The sequence below is a fragment of the Paracoccus sigandri genome (genome assembly GCF_003709565.1).
Lineage (GTDB): Bacteria > Pseudomonadota > Alphaproteobacteria > Rhodobacterales > Rhodobacteraceae > Paracoccus > Paracoccus siganidrum.
In genome coordinates, this window is record NZ_QNRC01000002.1 from 262,562 (window position 1) to 279,237 (window position 16,676).

14 protein-coding genes are annotated in these 16,676 nt (G+C 69.0%); 6 read left to right on the top strand and 8 right to left on the bottom strand.

Features of this window, described 5'->3' with window-relative positions:
• Window positions 1-2: 2 nt before the first annotated feature.
• From frr to pyrH, 3 genes are all read right to left on the bottom strand, one after another.
• Window positions 3-566 carry a ribosome recycling factor gene (gene frr / locus C9E82_RS02805; RefSeq protein WP_119900662.1) on the bottom strand — a complete coding sequence of 188 codons (564 nt, stop codon included), beginning with the start codon at window positions 564-566 and terminating at the stop codon, window positions 3-5.
• 158 nt (window positions 567-724) lie between these two features.
• Window positions 725-1,519: an ion transporter gene (locus tag C9E82_RS02810; RefSeq protein WP_119900663.1), complete on the bottom strand. Its 795-nt coding sequence runs from the start codon at window positions 1,517-1,519 to the stop codon at window positions 725-727.
• Between the two features lie 10 nt (window positions 1,520-1,529).
• The gene (gene pyrH / locus C9E82_RS02815; RefSeq protein WP_119900664.1) at window positions 1,530-2,264 is read right to left on the bottom strand and encodes a UMP kinase; all 735 of its coding nucleotides are present in this window, start codon (window positions 2,262-2,264) and stop codon (window positions 1,530-1,532) included.
• 87 nt (window positions 2,265-2,351) lie between these two features.
• Here pyrH and miaA point away from each other — a divergent pair, with 87 nt between their 5' ends.
• Together miaA and C9E82_RS02825 are read left to right on the top strand one after the other, a co-directional pair.
• Window positions 2,352-3,233, top strand: coding sequence for a tRNA (adenosine(37)-N6)-dimethylallyltransferase MiaA (miaA, locus tag C9E82_RS02820; RefSeq protein WP_119900665.1), 882 nt, complete (start codon window positions 2,352-2,354; stop codon window positions 3,231-3,233).
• A gap of 405 nt (window positions 3,234-3,638) precedes the next feature.
• On the top strand, window positions 3,639-4,421 hold the full coding sequence (locus C9E82_RS02825; RefSeq protein ID WP_170162166.1) for a helix-turn-helix domain-containing protein: 783 nt from the start codon (window positions 3,639-3,641) through the stop codon (window positions 4,419-4,421).
• Window positions 4,422-4,425: 4 nt separating this feature from the next.
• Here the strand turns inward: C9E82_RS02825 and C9E82_RS02830 are convergent, their stop codons facing one another.
• The 3 genes from C9E82_RS02830 to C9E82_RS02840 are packed head-to-tail and all read right to left on the bottom strand — an operon-like array spanning window position 4,426 to window position 8,166.
• A complete protein-coding gene (locus C9E82_RS02830; RefSeq protein ID WP_119900667.1) occupies window positions 4,426-5,184 on the bottom strand; it encodes an RlmE family RNA methyltransferase in 759 nt (252 codons plus the stop codon).
• 16 nt (window positions 5,185-5,200) lie between these two features.
• Entirely contained in the window at window positions 5,201-6,322 is a 1,122-nt protein-coding gene (locus C9E82_RS02835) for a Ppx/GppA phosphatase family protein (protein ID WP_119900668.1), read from the bottom strand.
• Window positions 6,323-6,378: 56 nt separating this feature from the next.
• Window positions 6,379-8,166, bottom strand: a complete 1,788-nt coding sequence (locus tag C9E82_RS02840) for a SulP family inorganic anion transporter (protein ID WP_122449188.1) — start codon at window positions 8,164-8,166, stop codon at window positions 6,379-6,381.
• Between the two features lie 251 nt (window positions 8,167-8,417).
• Here C9E82_RS02840 and C9E82_RS02845 point away from each other — a divergent pair, with 251 nt between their 5' ends.
• Entirely contained in the window at window positions 8,418-9,869 is a 1,452-nt protein-coding gene (locus tag C9E82_RS02845; RefSeq protein ID WP_119900821.1) for a TrkH family potassium uptake protein, read from the top strand.
• Here the strand turns inward: C9E82_RS02845 and C9E82_RS02850 are convergent.
• Window positions 9,866-11,353, bottom strand: a complete 1,488-nt coding sequence (locus C9E82_RS02850; protein ID WP_244935988.1) for a peptidoglycan-binding domain-containing protein — start codon at window positions 11,351-11,353, stop codon at window positions 9,866-9,868. The genes C9E82_RS02845 and C9E82_RS02850 overlap by 4 nt on opposite strands.
• A 132-nt stretch (window positions 11,354-11,485) precedes the next feature.
• Between C9E82_RS02850 and C9E82_RS02855 the strand changes: the two genes are divergently transcribed.
• From C9E82_RS02855 to glyS, 3 genes are read left to right on the top strand one after another with little or no spacing between them, the layout of a single operon-like run.
• The gene (locus tag C9E82_RS02855; protein ID WP_119900817.1) at window positions 11,486-12,409 is read left to right on the top strand and encodes a glycine--tRNA ligase subunit alpha; all 924 of its coding nucleotides are present in this window, start codon (window positions 11,486-11,488) and stop codon (window positions 12,407-12,409) included.
• Complete coding sequence (locus C9E82_RS02860; protein ID WP_240643692.1) at window positions 12,406-12,873, top strand: DUF6446 family protein; 468 nt, start codon at window positions 12,406-12,408, stop codon at window positions 12,871-12,873. The genes C9E82_RS02855 and C9E82_RS02860 overlap by 4 nt, the downstream gene beginning before the upstream one ends.
• Window positions 12,873-15,116, top strand: a complete 2,244-nt coding sequence (gene glyS / locus C9E82_RS02865) for a glycine--tRNA ligase subunit beta (RefSeq protein ID WP_119900816.1) — start codon at window positions 12,873-12,875, stop codon at window positions 15,114-15,116. Before C9E82_RS02860 ends, glyS begins: the two co-directional genes overlap by 1 nt.
• A 717-nt stretch (window positions 15,117-15,833) precedes the next feature.
• Here glyS and C9E82_RS02870 read toward each other — a convergent pair.
• Window positions 15,834-16,466, bottom strand: coding sequence for a Vgb family protein (locus tag C9E82_RS02870; protein ID WP_240643691.1), 633 nt, complete (start codon window positions 16,464-16,466; stop codon window positions 15,834-15,836).
• Between the last annotated feature and the right edge of the window lie 210 nt (window positions 16,467-16,676).

Here is a 16,676-nt window from a genome sequence, read left to right on the forward strand (position 1 = left end):
GGTCAGACCTGCATGATCTCGGCCTGCTTGGCCTCCAGCGCCTGGTCGACGCTGGCAATCATCCTGTCGGTCAGTTCCTGCACGGCGGTTTCCCAGAATTTCTGGTCGTCCTCGGGCATGCCGTTGGCCTTGCCCTTCTTGACCTGGTCCATGCCGTCGCGGCGCACGTTGCGGATCGCGACGCGGGCGCTTTCGGCATATTGGGCGGCGACCTTGGTCAGCTCGCGGCGGCGTTCCTCGTTCAGTTCCGGGATCGGCAGCATGATGATGGTGCCGTTCAGCTGCGGATTGATGCCCAGCCCGCTTTCGCGGATCGCCTTCTCGACCTTGCCGACCATCGCCTTGTCCCAGACATTGATGGTGACCATGCGCGGCTCGGGGACGTTGACGGTGCCCAGCTGGTTGATCGGCGTCATCTGGCCGTAAGCCTCGACCTGCACCGGCTCGACCATGCTGGCCGAGGCGCGGCCGGTCCGCAAGCTGCCGAATTCGTGGCGCAGGCTTTCCATCGCGCCCTTCATGCGGCGTTCCAGGTCGTCAATGTCGATTTCGATGTCCTCTGCCATGTCGGACTGCCTCTGAATTGAATTTTCACCGCTTGTAACCGGATCGCCGTGGATTGGCAAAGCCTTTGCCCACCAGATGGGCGGGCCGCTGCCGTTGCGGGGCAGCCCGTGCCGAAGCCCGCGCCAGCAGGGCCGGATCCGGGCATTTTCCCGGCGATTTAATCCGTTTTGTCTGGCCGAATCGTGCCGTCAGCCAGGCGGCGCTCGATCCCCTCCAGCCGGGCCAGTACCTCGTCGCGCCAGGCCTCGGTCGCCTCGTGTTCGCCAGCGTGATGGGCGTCCTGCAGCGAATTCACGATCAGACCGATGACCAGGTTCATCACCACGAAGGCGGTGATCAGCACGAAGGGCAGGAAGAACAGCCAGGCGAAGGGGAATTCCGCCATCACCGTGCGGGCGAAGCCCGAGGACCAGCTGTCCAGCGTCATGATCTGGAACAGCGAATAGGCCGACCGCCCCAGCGTGCCGAACCAGTCGGGAAAGCTGGGCCCGAACAGCTTGGTCGCGATCACCGCGAAGATGTAGAAGAAGATCCCCAGCAGCAGGAACACGCTGCCCATGCCGGGAAGCGCGGCCAGGAATCCCTCGACCACCCGGCGCAGGCGGGGCGTGACCGAGACGATCCTGAGCAGCCGCAGGATGCGCAGCGCGCGCAGCACCGACAGGCCCTGCGTGGCGGGCAGAAGCGCGATGCCGACCACCGCGAAGTCGAAGACGTTCCAGCCGTCGCGGAAGAAGCGCGGCCCGCGCGCGAAAAGCTTGGCGGCGATCTCGGCCACGAAGACGGCCAGGCACAGCGCGTCCAGGGCCAGGATCAGCGGCCCGACCCGCGCCATCACGCTGCCCGAGGTCTCCAGCCCCAGGATCGCGGCATTGAACAGGATCACGCCGGTGATGAAGGCCTGCGCCCTCGGCCCGTGGATGAGTTGGTCGACCCGCTCGCGGAGGATCATGGCGCCGCCGTCAGTTCTGCACCCGCGTATAGGTGCCCTCGCCCCCCAGGATCGCGCGGAAGCCGCCCGGCTCGTCCAGCGAGAAGACGATGATCGGCAGCCGGTTGTCGCGGGCCAGCGCGATGGCGGATGCGTCCATCACCCCCAGGTGCTTCTGCAGCACCTCGTCATAGCTGACCTCTCCGTAACGCTTTGCGTCGGCGTGCTTCTTCGGGTCCTTGTCATAGACCCCGTCGACCTTGGTGCCCTTGAAGATCGCCTCGCAGTTCATCTCGTTGGCGCGCAGGGTCGCGGCGGTGTCGGTGGTGAAATAGGGGTTGCCGGTGCCGGCCGCGAAGATCACGATCCGCTTCTTCTCCAGGTGGCGGATGGCGCGGCGGCGGATATAGGGCTCGCAGACCTCATCCATGCGGATGGCGCTGATGACGCGGCAATGCAGGCCCCGCGCCTCGATGGCCGATTGCATGGCCAGCGCGTTCATCACCGTGGCCAGCATCCCCATATAGTCGGCGGTCGTCCGCTCCATCCCCTGGGCGCTGCCCTGCAGGCCGCGGAAGATGTTGCCGCCGCCGATCACCATGCAGACCTCGACCCCCAGGGCGACGACCGATTCGACCTCGCGGGCGATGCGCTCGACCGTGGGGGGATGCAGGCCGAAGCCCTGGTCGCCCATCAGCGCCTCGCCCGAGATCTTCAGCATCACCCGGCCATATTGCGTGGGCGCGGCGCCCTTCTGTTCGGTCATGTCCTGTCCTTCCTGAACGGCACCGTCGCTTTCATTGCCGCGCAAAATGTCGCAAAAGGCGGGCAGGTTCAACCGCCCGGAACAGCCATGAGCGCCCCCGACCTGACGGCCATCGACGCATCCCGCCATCTGCTGATCGCCGGGCCCACCGCCAGCGGCAAATCGGCGCTGGCGCTGGCGGTCGCGCAGGCGCAGGGCGGGCTGGTGGTGAATGCCGATGCGCTGCAGGTCTGGTCCTGCTGGCGGGTGCTGACCGCGCGGCCCTCGGACCAGGACCAGGCCGCCGCGCCCCATGCGCTTTACGGCCATGTGGCGCCGGGGCGCAGCTATTCGGTGGGCGACTGGCTGCGCGAGGTGGCCGGGCTGACGGGCCGGCGGCTGATCGTGGTCGGCGGCACCGGGCTCTACCTGACGGCGCTGACGCGGGGGCTGGCCCATGTGCCCCCGGTCCCGCCCGCGATCCGGGCCGAGGGCGACGCGCTGCTGGCCGGCGCGGACGGCCTGGCCCGGATGCTGGCCCAGTTGGACGCACCGACGCGCGCCCGCATCGACAACCGCAACCCGGCCCGCGTCCAGCGCGCCTGGGAGGTTCTGCGCGCCACCGGCCGGGGCCTGGCCGATTGGCAAGCCGACACGCCGCCGCCGCTGATCGCGCCGCAGGACAGCCAGCGGATCCTGATTACCGCCGACCGCGACCGGCTGGCCGACAGGATCGCGCTGCGCTTTGGCCAGATGCTGCGCGACGGTGCCTTGGAGGAGGCCCGCCGGATGCTGCCCCTATGGGATCCCGCGCAGCAATGGGCCCGCGCCATCGGCGCCCCCGAACTGATCGCGCATCTTCGCGGCGAGATCGACCTGGAAACCGCGACCCAGCGCGCGATCATCGCGACGCGGCAATATGCCAAGTCGCAGCGAATCTGGTTTCGCGGCCGCATGAAGGACTGGCAGCCTTGGCCCGCCGGCTGGTGAACCGGGCACGGGACTGGTGGATTACTCTACCTTGACACGAAATCCTGGAAAATTTGTTGTATATTCATTTGTGATTAACACCTGATCGGCGATATTCTGCCTGTCAGGTAGTCCAGCCGGATCAAGGCCATGTCGGTGTTTCAGCGTGACGATTGGATCAGCGGTTTTCCATTCTCTCCCAGCCGATTGTCGGCAGGGGGCGGGAACCCGTCGCGCGCCCGAATGCCGGGTCTGGTCGCCGGGGCGCGGATCAATGACGGGCATATCCTGGACGGATATGCGCAAAACCTTGCCACAACCTTAGGTAGAAAAACGATACCGCCCGGCCTGAATGCCGCGCCGCGGCCCGGCACCGATACCCTGGCGCGGCGATCCCTTCCGGCGCGACAGCAGGCGCCGCGCCAGGTGATCCGCCTGCTGCCGCTGGAGGCGTTCATCTGGGGCAGCAATGCCGTGCCGCCGCAGCCGCGCACGCGCACCGACCACGCGCTGATCTGGGTCACGCAGGGGCGGTTGCAGCTGGACCTGCCGCGCAGCCGCCGCAAGCTGGGTGCGGGCGACCTGCGCTGGATCCCGGCCGGCACCGCCTTCGCCGCGCGCCCGCTTGAGGGAACGCAGGGCCATGTGCTGCTGGTCGCGCCCGCCCTGACCCGCGATCTGGACCCCGGCCCGCCCCGCAGCCATTTCGCCGCCACCGTCGGCGACGATTCGGGGCATCTGCTGGTGCTGATGCGCAACCTGGAAATGCTGGCCCGGCAGGACGCGAAACCGCCGCTTTTCGCGCGCCATCTGGGCCTTCTGGCGCTGGCCCTGGGCGAATTGGCGCCCGAGCGGCCGGAAGCCGCGCCGGAACTGTCCGAGGCCGCCGACATGTCGCTTCTCGCCCGGTTCGAGGCGCTGATCCGCACGGAACTGCCGGCGACCGTCACGGTGGCGGACCTGGCGCAGAAGCTGGGCTGCAGCACCGCCGCGCTGGACCGGGCCTGCCTGGCGCGGCGCGGCCAGCGCGCCATCGAGGCCATGAACGACATGCGGCTGGAACGGGCGGTGACGCTGCTGCGCGAAACCCGGCTGACCCCGGTGCAGATCGCGGCCCGGCTGGGCTATTCCGGCCATGCCCATTTCGCGCGGGCCTTCGCCGCCGCCACCGGACGCCGCCCCGAGATCTTTCGCGCCCAGGGCGGCTGAGGGCTCAGGCCAGCCGGGGATCGTCCTCGGCTTCGGCGCTCCGGCCCCGGAACCCGGTCGCGACGACGAATTTCTCGGACGAATCGCTGCGGCTTGCCGGCGGCTTCACATTCACGACCCTGGTGAAGTTGCGCTTCAGCATCGCCTGCATCTCGCTTTCCGCCCCGCCCGCCAGGACCTTGGCGACGAAGGTGCCGCCGGGCTCCAGAACGTCGAAGGCCAGCGCCGCCGCCGCCTCGACCAGCGCCACGATGCGCAGGTGATCGGTGCCCTTGTGCCCGGACGAAGCCGCCGCCATGTCGGACATGACCACGTCGGCCGGCCCGCCAAGCCATTGCTTGACCGCCTCGTCGGCCCCCTCGGACAGGAAATCCAGTTGGTGGATCTCGGCCCCGGCGATGGGGTCGACCTCTTGCAGATCGACGCCGACGACGCGGCCCACCGCCTTGCCCGGCTTCTCGCCCAGGGCATTCACCCGCTGGACCGCGACCTGGCACCAGCCGCCCGGCGCGCAGCCCAGGTCGACGACGCGGGCGCCCGGCAGCAGGAAGCGGTACTTGTCGTCCAACTCCAGGATCTTGAAGGCCGCGCGGCCGCGATAGCCCTCGCGCTTGGCGCGGGCGACATAGGGGTCGTTCAGCTGCCGTTCCAGCCACAGCTTGCTGGACAGCTTGCGCCCCTTCGCGGTCTTGACCCGCACCCGCAGGTCGCGCTGCCCGCGCCCGCTGGACTTGCCCGCGCGGCTGCCTGTCGTCTTCGTCATGCCCGGCCCTTCGCCATCACGCCACTCCGTTCAGCCCGTCCGGGGTCAGCACCCCGTCGCGCACCATCTGGGCATATAGCAGCCCCTCGCGCAGACCGCGATCCGCAACCGACAGCCGGTTGGTCGGCCAGACCCGCATCAGCGTCTGCAGGATCGCCGCGCCGGACATGATCAGCGCGTGGCGCTCGCGCCCGATGCGCGGATCGGTGCGCCGCCCGTCCGGCCCCAGCGCCAGATAGGAATGGATCACCCGGTCGATCTGCTCGGTCGTCATGGTCATCCCGTCGACCTTGGTGCGGTCATAGCGGCGCAGGCCCAGATGGCTGGCCGCCACCGTCGTCACCGTCCCCGAGGTGCCGATGATCTGGAACCCCTCGTCGGGCGAGCCGTCGGCATAGGGCGCGAAATCCGACAGCATCTCCTCGAAGTACCAGCTCATCAGCGCGAAGCGGCCCTGGTCGTCCTCGACATCGGCGAACTGGTCGCGCAGCGTCGCCACCCCCAGCGGCACGCTGATCCAGTCCACCACCCGCGCGCCGCCGGGCTGCGGATTGCCGAAGCCGTCCGACAGGCGCATGATCGCGCGCGAGCGTTCCTTGGGCTCGACATCCTCCAGGTCGATCCAGACCAGCTCGGTCGAGCCGCCGCCGATATCGACGACCAGCAGCGTCTCGGTGCGGTGATTGACCAGCGGCGCGCAGGAAATCACCGCCAGCCGCGCCTCTTCCTCGGCCTCGATGATCTCGATCGGCAGGCCGGTCTCGCGGCGGATGGTGCGCATGAAGTCGCGGCTGTTGCGGGCGCGGCGGCAGGCCTCGGTCGCGACCAGCCGCATGTGCCGCACGCCATGCTGCTCCAGCTTGCGGCGGCAGACCTGCAAGGCGTGAACGGTGCGCGCCATCGAGCTGCGGGACAGCCGCCCCGAAGCTTCCAGCCCCTGGCCAAGCTGCACCGGCTTGGAGAAGCTGTCGATCACCTGGAACTGACTGCCGCGCGGTCGCGCAATCAGCATCCGGCACGAATTTGTGCCGAGATCCAGCGCCGCATACAGCGGCGCCTCCTCGGAATCGCGGGCGATGGATGGCTCAACCGTCTTTTTCGGGAACGCGCCCACACCCGCAGGACGCCTGGGCGTCATGAAACACGCCCTCCGATATCAAGTTGAGTTGAAGGTAACGTGCCGGCTGCCCCCGTTCAAGTCCTGCTTCCCCCGGATCCGTCCCCAGGCCGGCCCGGCGCCCCCTCCGCCGCCGCCGCGCCCCGGGCCAGATGCGGGGCCAGCGCCCGGACCGCGTCCCATTGCGACAGGAAGACCTGCCCGGTCAGCGCCTGCAGGAAATGGCAGCGGCCCAGCCGGTCCATGACCGGGCCCTTGACCTCGGACAGGTGCAGCGCGACGCCCATGTCCGACAGCCGCAGGTTCAGCGCCTGCAGGCTTTCCAGCGCCGACAGGTCGATGCTGTTCACGGCCGAACACATCAGCACCACGTGGCGGATGCGCGGATCGCCCGAGACGCGGTCCAGCAGCCGGTCCTCCAGCAGCCGGGCATTGGCGAAATACAGGCTTTCGTCGATGCGGATGGTCAGCAGCGCCGGATCGATCAGCACCCGGTGGCGCAGGATGTTGCGGAAATGCTGGGTGCCGGGGACCAGCCCGACCTCGGCAACATGCGGGCGCGAGGTGTTCCACAGATGCAGCGCCACCGACAGCACCACCCCGGCTGACACCCCGGTCTCTACCCCGAACAGCAGCGTCAGCAGGATGGTCGCGGCGACGGCGGCGAAATCGGCGCGGCTATAGGCCCAGGCATGGCGCAGGATCGCCAGATCGACCAGCGACAGCACGGCGACGATGATCGTCGCGGCCAGTGTGGCATGGGGCAGGTAGTGGATCAGCGGCGTCAGCGCCAGCGCGGCGACGGCAAGTCCGGCGGCGGTGAAGGCGCCCGCCGCGGGCGTCCTGGCCCCGGCATCGAAATTCACCACCGAACGCGCGAATCCGCCGCTGACCGGATAGCCGCCGGTGAAGGCCGCGCCGATATTGGCCGCGCCCAGGCCGATCAGCTCCTGGTCCGGGTCGATGCGCTGGCGGCGCTTGGCGGCCAGGGTCTGCGCGACGCTGATCGATTCGACGAAGCCGATGACCGAGATCAGCAGCGCCGGCAGCAGCAGCGCCCGGACCAGCTCCAGCGACAGGCCCGGCATGGTCAGCGGCGGCAGGCTCTGCGGCACCGCGCCGACGATGCTGACGCCCTGCCGGTCCAGCCCGAAGGCCCAGACCGCCGCCGTCGTCGCCACCACCGCCATCACCGGCCCGGCGCGGGTGGCGACGCTCGCGGCGCCCGCGGGCAGGCCCAGCCGCATCAAGGCCGGCCGCATGCCGCTGCGGACCCAGAACAGGAAGGCCGTGGCGCCCGCCCCGATGGCCAGCGTGACCGAGTTGACCTGGTCCAGCTGCCGGGCCAGCGATTGCAGCATGGCGGGCAGCGTCTCGCCCGAGCCGGGGATGCCCAGCACATGTTTCAGCTGGCTGGTCGCGATCAGGATGCCCGAGGCGGTGATGAAGCCGGCAATGACCGGATGGGACAGGAAATTCGCCAGGAAACCCAGCCGGAAGATGCCCATCGCCAGAAGGATCAGCCCCGACAGCAGCGCCAGCGTCAGCGCCGCCACGCCGTAGCCCGCCGTGCCCGCCTGCGCCACCTGCCCGACCGCCGCCGCCGTCATCAGCGACACCACCGCCACCGGCCCCACCGCCAGCGCGTTCGAACTGCCGAAGACCGCGTAGAGCACGATCGGCAGGATCGAGGCATAGATCCCCGCCTCGGGCGGCAGCCCCGCCAGCATCGCATAGGCCAGCGATTGCGGGATCAGCATGATGGTGACGATCACGGCCGCGATCAGGTCGCCGCGAAAGGCCGCGCCGTCATAGCGCCGCCCCCAGTCCAGGACCGGCAGGATGCGGGCCAGCCGCGCCCTCATCGCCGCGCCCCGGCGGCCGGGGTGCGGCTGCGCGCATGATCCGCAGACCGGCGCATCCGCCGCCTCATCCTGCGCAAGGCCGGCCGCAGCGTCCCGGCGGGCCGAATGTTGCGGGTCGGTCGGTCATGGCATCCTCTTGCGGCGGTCGAGGGGGATATTCATATTCATATTTCCATATGTCAATCGCCCGCATCGCGACCCGCCGCCGGCAGGAGCTTGACGGAGGCCGGTCCGCGCGGCAAGCAATGCGCATGATCGACATTCGCCCGGTGGCCCATCCGATTGGAAAGATCGTCGCCGCTCTGGGCGCCTCGATGCTGCTGCCGATGGCGGTGGACTGGTTTCACGGCAACCCGCACTGGATCATGTTCCTGCAGACCGGGATCCTGACCTCGACCGCCGGGCTGCTGGTCGCCACCGCCACCGCCGGGCACGACCGCGCCATGACCATCCAGCAGGCCTTCCTGTTCACCTCGGGGCTGTGGCTGGTCGTCCCCGTCTTCGGCGCCCTGCCCTTCCTGCTGGGCGAGCCCCATGCGACCCTGACCGACGCCTATTTCGAGGCGATGTCGGGCGTGACCACCACCGGCGCCACCGCCTTCGCCCGGCTGGACGACCTGCCCCGCGGCATCCACCTGTGGCGGGCGATGCTGCACTGGATGGGCGGGCTGGGCATCGTCGTGGTGGCGATGGTCTTCCTGCCGGCGATGAAGGTCGGCGGGATGCAGTTCTTCCGGTCCGAGGGCTTCGACACGCTGGGGAAGATCCTGCCCCGCGCGCGAGAGATCGCGGCCGAGATCTCGCGCCTCTACCTGATCCTGACCGGCGCCTGCATCATCGCCTACACGCTGCTGGGCATGGGCGGCTTCGACGCGGTGGTGCAGGCGCTCTCGACCGTCTCGACCGGGGGGTTCTCGAATTACGACGCCAGCTTCGGCGCCTTCGCGGGCGCGGCGGAATGGGCGGCGTCGGTGTTCATGATCCTGGCCTCGATCCCCTTCATCCGCATGGTCCAGGCGATGCGCGGGCAATTCGCGCCGATCTGGCAGGACATCCAGATCCGCGCCTATCTGCGCTGGATCTGCTATGCCTGCGCGATCATCGCCCTGTGGCGGCTGTTGCAGGGCGAGGCGGCGGGCGGCCCCTTCGCGATGATCCGCGAGACGGTCTTCAACACCGTCTCGATCTTCTCGGGCACCGGCTTCGCCTCGGTCGATGTCTCGACCTGGGGGCAGTTCCCGCTGACGGTGCTGATCATCTGCGGGCTGATCGGCGGCTGCACCGGCTCGACCGGCTGCTCGGTCAAGGTGTTCCGCTATCTGGTGCTGTTCCAGGCGGTGCGGGCGCAGATCCGGCGGATGCATTCGCCCCATCGCGTCTATCCGCTGCGCTTCGCGGGCCGGCCGCTGGAGCGGGACGTGGTGAATTCGGTGATGGCCTTCTTCACCCTGTTCACCCTGACCTTCGGGCTGCTGATCGTCGGGCTGTCGCTGACCGGGCTGCATCCGCGCACCGCGCTGACCGCCGCCTGGACCTCGATCGCCAATATCGGCCCGGTCTGGGGACCCGAGATCACCCGCAACGGATCGGTCGCCGAACTGCCCGATTCGGCGAAATGGATCATGCTGACCGGCATGTATCTGGGCCGGCTGGAGCTGATCTCGGTGCTGGTGCTGCTGCTGCCGCGCTTCTGGCGCGCCTAGGGCTGCGACGCCGGGCTGGCGGGGGCCGCCGCCTGCGCCTCGTTCGCGGCCTCGGCGAAACGCGCCAGGCTATCGCTCATCTCGGCGGCGACGCGGGCCTGGTCCTCGGCGCCGGCGGCGGGCCAGATCAGCACATAGCCCTCGGCCCGGCCGTCGCGCACCCAGCCCTCGGCCCGGCCGATATGGTCGCCATTCGCGCCTTCCAGCAGCGCATGGCCCTGGGTGATGCTGCGTTCGGGCTGCGGCACCCAGCCAAGCGCGGTCACAAGGCCCGAGATGTCCAGCAATTCCTGCTGGCCGCCCGGCTGGCTGAACAGGATCAGCGCCACGCCCGAGCCGTCCTTCGGCCCGTAGATCGACAGCAGGCGTTCGGTGCGGTTGAATTCCAGCAGATCCAGCGGCGCGACCAGCGCAAGGCCGGTATAGTCGTCGCGCAGCTCCGACAGCCCCATCTGCGCCCGCCATTCCGCGCGGCGCTCGATCAGCAGGCGCATGGCGGTGCCCGCATCGGGCGACAGGCGCAGATTGGCGACCTCGGCGGCGATGGCGGCGCGGGTGCGCGGCCCGGTCTGGCCGTCGATGGCGCCGTCGTAATGGCCCGCCCAACGCAGGGCGCGCTGCACATCCTCCAGCGGCGGCATCTCTTCGGGCGCGCCCGGCGCGGGCAGTTCCAGCGCCGGACCCGCATCGACCAGTTCGCCCAGTTCCGCGGTCTCCGAGGTGAAGGCGTCGCGGGGCACCGCCTCGCCCTCGCGGAAGGCCGCCAGCCAGGCCGCGGCGGTCGCCGGCTCCAGCGGCCCCAGCGCGACGGCATAGCGCCCGGCAGAGGTCTGCCACAGCGAGGCCTCGGGGAAACGCTCGCGCCAGCTGGCCAGCGCCGCTTCGGCCTCGGACTGGCCCGCGACGGTCTGCAGCCGGATATGGGCGCCCGGCGCCGGCGCCTCGGCCGCGATGTCCTCCTCGGCCGGCGGCTGAGGCTGGGGCGCGGGTTCGGCTGCGGTTTCGGCCCCGGCCAGGGTTTCCTCGACGCTGCCGGGCTGTTCGCCCGCGCCCTCATCGACGGTGATGCCGCCATCGCCCAGCAGCTCGCCGCCCTCGGCCGCCGCCGCATCAGCGGCCAGCGAGGGGTTGCCCGCCCCCTCGGGCGCCTCCCCGGCCTCTTGCGGCGCGTCCGCGGCGGCCATGCGGGTCAGCTCGACCCCTTCGGGCACGGCGACGAAACTGTCGGCGGGAACCCGGCGCGTTTCCTTCAGTTCGGCCAGCCGGGCGGCGGCTTCCTCGGGGCTTTGCGGCCCCAGCGCGATGGCCACCCAGCCGCGCGCCAGGGGGAAGGTGACGACATCGCCGAACTCGCGGGTCCAGGCCTCGGCCGCCTCGGCCGCCGCCTCGGCACCGCGCTTGGCCTCGATGCGGATGACCGCGTCCTGCGCATATCCGGCCAGCGGCAGCCCCGCCACCAGCGCCATCGTCAAACCTGCCTTCACCGCTCGCCGCATTGCCCGGCCTCCTTTTTCGACCTCGTTACCCAGCCTGCCGGCAGGGCTTTATTGACCCTGTCCGATGCCCCGCCTAGAAGGCGCGGAAGCTTTGCCTGATCTACGCAAAAGGATGGCCCGATGACCAGCCCCAACCGACCCCGCAGCTTCCAGGAGATCATCCTGCGCCTGCAGACCTATTGGGCGGCGCAGGGCTGCGCGGTGCTGCAACCCTATGACATGGAGGTCGGCGCGGGCACCTTCCACCCGGCGACCACGCTGCGCGCGCTTGGCGCCCGGCCCTGGGCGGCGGCCTATGTCCAGCCCTCGCGCCGCCCCACCGACGGCCGCTATGGCGAGAACCCGAACCGGCTGCAGCATTACTATCAATACCAGGTCATCATCAAACCCAGCCCGCCGGACCTGCAGGACCTGTATCTGGGCAGCCTGAAGGCGATCGGGCTGGACCCGATGGTCCATGACGTGCGCTTCGTCGAGGACGACTGGGAAAGCCCGACGCTCGGCGCCTGGGGCCTGGGATGGGAGGTCTGGTGCGACGGCATGGAGGTCAGCCAGTTCACCTATTTCCAGCAGGTCGGCGGGCATGACTGCAAGCCGGTCTCGGGCGAGCTGACCTATGGGCTGGAACGCCTGGCCATGTATGTGCTGGGCGCGGGCCATGTCATGGACATGCCCTTCAACGACCCCGGTGCCGCCATCCCGCTGAGCTATGGCGACATCTTCCGCCAGACCGAGCAGGAATATTCGCGCTGGAACTTCGAGCAGGCCGATACCGAGACCCTGTTCCGGCATTTCAAGGATGCCGAGGCCGAATGCGCCCGCATCCTGGCCGCCCCCGAGACCGACGCGGCCGGGCGCCGCATCCCGATGGCCCATCCCGCCTATGACCAGTGCATCAAGGCCAGCCACATCTTCAACCTGCTGGATGCGCGCGGGGTGATTTCCGTGACCGAGCGGCAGGCCTATATCGGCCGGGTGCGCGCGCTGGCCAAGGCCTGCGCCGACCTGTTCGTGACCACCGACGCGGCGCAGGTGCCGACGTGAACGGCAAGCTGATCGGCATCGCCCTGATCGCCGCGACCGTCGTCGCGGGCGCGGGCATGTGGTATGCGCAGGAATACGGCTTCTACGACGAAATAGACCCCGCCGATGCCACGCTGAGCCTGCAGACCGCAGCCGGACCCCTGGCACTGGACATCGCGGGCTTTCAGGGCATCGACGCGGGCAGTTCTCCGATCCGCTGGCGGGCCTGCGCGCAGCTGGCCGAGGTGCCCGGCGACCCGATCCCCTATCCCGACGCCACGCCGCTGATCGGCCCGCGCTGGTTTAGCTGTTTCGATGCCGTCCAGATCGGCGCCGACCTGGAATCCGGCGCGGCCACCGCCGTCCTGGGCCAGTCCGACATCCGCCCCGACGTGGACCGCGTCTTCGCCCTCTATCCCGATGGCCGCATCTTCGGCTGGCACCAATTCAACGAAAAGAACCCGGAACGCGGAGTGATGGACTGATGCCCGATTTGCTGATCGAACTTTTCAGCGAGGAAATCCCCGCCCGGATGCAGGCCCGCGCCCGCGAGGACCTGAAGCGCCTGATCACCGACGGGCTGGTCGAGGCCGGGCTGACCTATGCCTCGGCCGGCGCCTTCTCGACGCCGCGCCGCCTGGTCCTGACCGTCGAGGGCCTCAGCGCGAACAGCCCGACCACCCGCGAGGAACGCAAGGGCCCGCGCCTGGACGCGCCCGAAAAGGCGCTGGAGGGCTTCCTGCGCAGCGCCGGGGTGACGAAGGACCAGCTGGAGGCCCGCGACGACAAGAAGGGCCAGGTCTGGTTCGCCACCATCACCCATCCCGGCCGCCCCGCCGCCCGGATCGTGGCCGAGGTGCTGGAGCGCGTGATCCGCGACTTCCCCTGGCCGAAATCCATGCGCTGGGGCGCGGGCACGCTGCGCTGGGTGCGCCCGCTGCATTCGATCCTGTGCATCCTGACCGACGAATCCGGCGCCTCCGTGGTGCCGCTGACCGTGGACGGCGTCACGGCCGGCGACAGGACGCGCGGCCACCGCTTCATGGCCCCCGACGCCTTCGCCGTGACGGGTTTCGAGGATTACGCCGCCAGGCTGCGCCGCGCCCGCGTCATGCTGGACCCGGCCGAACGCGAGGCCGCGATCCGTCAGGAGGCCGAAAGCCTGGCCTTCGCCCGCGGCTGGCAGATCGTCCCCGATGACGGCTTGCTCTCCGAGGTCGCCGGCCTCGTCGAATGGCCGGTGCCGCTGATGGGCGTGATCGAGGCGCGTTTCCTGGACCTGCCGCCCGAGGTCTTGCAGACCTCGATGAAAGAGCACCAGAAGTTCTTCTCGGCCCGCAATCCGAAGACGGGCCGGATCGAGGGCTTCGTCACCGTCGCCAATATCGAGACGCCCGACCATGGCGAGACGATCCTGGCCGGCAACCAGCGGGTGCTGGCGGCGCGGCTGTCGGATGCGGCGTTCTTCTGGGAAAACGACCTGCGCGAGGCGAAATCCGGCATGGCGGCCTGGGCCGAGGGCCTGCGCGCCGTCACCTTCCACAACAAGCTGGGCTCTCAGGCCGACCGGATCGAGCGCATCGCCGCCCTGGCCCGCGAGATCGCGCCGCTGGTCGGCGCGGATGCGGACCAGGCCGAGCGGGCCGCACGGCTGGCGAAACTGGACCTGCGCTCCTCGATGGTCGGCGAGTTCCCCGAACTGCAAGGCATCATGGGCCGCTATTATGCTTTGGCAGCGGGTGAGTCCGACGCGGTGGCCGACGCCGCCCGCGACCACTATTCGCCGCTTGGCCCGTCGGACGAGGTGCCCACCGCGCCGGTTTCCGTGGCCGTCGCGCTGGCCGACAAGCTGGATACGCTGACCGGCTTCTGGGCGATCGACGAGAAGCCCACCGGCTCGAAGGACCCCTTCGCGCTGCGGCGTGCGGCGTTGGGGGTTATACGTCTCGTTATCGAGAACAATTCTCGCATTGCATTGTTGGATCACTTCAGTCGGGGAAGCGTTCTTGCCGCACGATCCGCTCTTGGCATCGCTGCACAGGCTAGTTCCACTATACGCGACATCTACGCGAAACTGGCTGGCGTCCCAGCAAGTGATTTGCTTAGGAAAGAGATTGTCACAGCGCTACTGAAAGATGGAAAGAATGGCGACAAAGAACCAGAATCATTCTACGTCGCGTTGGCCGAGCCGGAAATATTTGCCGCGAACCTCCTCGCCTTCCTCCACGACCGCCTGAAGGTCCACCTGCGCGACCAGGGCATTCGCCACGACATCATCGACGCGGTCCTTGCCCAGCCCGGCAATGACGACCTCGTCCTGGTGGTCAGCCGCGCCACCGCGCTGAACGCCATGCTGCAGACCGAGGACGGGAAAAACCTCACCCAGGGCCTGAAACGCGCCGGCAACATCCTGGCGCAGGCCGAGGAGAAGGACGGCGTCGAATACAGCTTCGGCGCCGACCCGAAATTCGCCGACACCGATCAGGAACGCGCCCTCTTCGCCGCCCTCGACACGGCCGAGCCGCGGATCCGCCAAGCCATCGCCGACGAGGACTTCCCCGCCGCGATGACCGCCATCGCCGCCCTGCGCGCGCCCATCGACGCCTTCTTCGAGGCGGTGCAGGTCAATACCGACCACCAGATCACGCGCCGCAACCGGCTGAACCTGCTCTCGCGCATCCGCGACGCCGGCCGCCAGCTCGCCGATTTCACCCGCATCGAGGGCTGACGAAGGCCGGGGGCCGGACGGAAACCCTCCGGCCCCTTTCATCTTGGCCCAAATATCCTTCAGGGGGTCCGCCCGCCGCTGCGCCGCTGGCGCGAGAACCGGCCGGCGACGGAGACGCAAGGAAATCAGGGTTGCCCCGGCAGGACACGTCATGCCTCGTTGCGCCCCTCAATCCCCTGAGGGCCGAAAGCCTGCCCTCGCCCGCCGCGGCGCCACGGAATCTGCCGCGTTCGGCGACACCCTTCCGGCAGGCCGCGCTCCTGGCTCGAACGCGGGCGCCTTGCCCTGAGAAGCCCGAGGAGCATCGACCAGCACCGGAATACCATGGTCGCCCAGGCCCTCGCGGCTCCGGCTGATCGACCGATCGGCGCGAGGTGGTCGGGGCGCTGCGTCCGATCCGGCGCCAGCGACATGTCACCGCCCGCCGCACCCCGGCCATGCTGGAAGACGATGTTCCGGTCCATCCCGCCCGATTCGACACCACCGAGCCCATGGCGCCGTCCGCCACCGCACCCGTCACTTCGGTGTCCCGACATAAGAACGCATGCCGAAGTCGGGAGCACTCCCGGACCCACAGGAACAGCGTCGGCCTTGCCGAGGAAACCCGTGAAGCGGAGCGAGGGGGACAACGCAAAACTCCCGTGAGAATATCGGCGGGAGTTCGCTTTTTCCGTGCATCGCTCAAGGCCGCCATCCGCGCAGCGATGCACGCCGGCCCTAAGTCGCGTCCTGATCCGTCTTGCGCAGAACCACCCTCAGCGTGCCGCTGTTGCCGCCGCCGCAGAAGAACCGCGCGCCGCCATCGGATTCCAGCCCCGAGACGCCGGTGCCCGGCGGCATCTCCAGCCGCTCCAGCACCGCACCGGAGGCGGGGTCGATGCGGCGGATGTCGCTTTCCTCGTCCTGCCAGGTGCCGTGCCAGAGCGCGCCGTCGGCCCAGGTGACGCCGGTGACGAAGCGGTCGGAGACGATGCTGCGCAGCACCTTTCCGGTCTCGGGATCGACCTGGTGGATGCGGCGGCCGCGATGCTGGCCGACCCAGAGCGAACCCTCGACCCAGGCAAGCCCGGAATTGCCGCCCTCGGGCGCGGGGATGGTCGCCAGAACCGCGCCGCTTTCCGGGTCGATCTTGCGGATGACCGGCCCGGCGATCTGGAACAGATGCCTGCCGTCGAAAGCCGTGCCGGCATCGGCGGGGATCTCCAGCGCGCCCAGCAGCTCGCCGCTGTCGGGGTCGAGCGCGTTCAACCGCTCGCCGCTGGCGAACCAGACCTGCCGGCCGTCGAAACCGACGCCATGCACCTCCTCGATTCCCGGAAAGGGGCCATATTCGCGGATGATTTCAGCCATGCGTTTCATGTCCCCGCTCTAGGTTCTGTTGACACTTACTTGATCCACAGGACGATGGCAGCGATGGTGATGACGGCGAGGTAGTTTCTGGCGGTTTTCTCGTATCGCGTGGCGACCCTTCGGAACTGCTTGAGCTTGGAGAGTGAGCCTGTGAACGCCACTGGTTCGAGAGAACAGGCGCACGCATTCGATCAGATGTCTCTGGGCGTA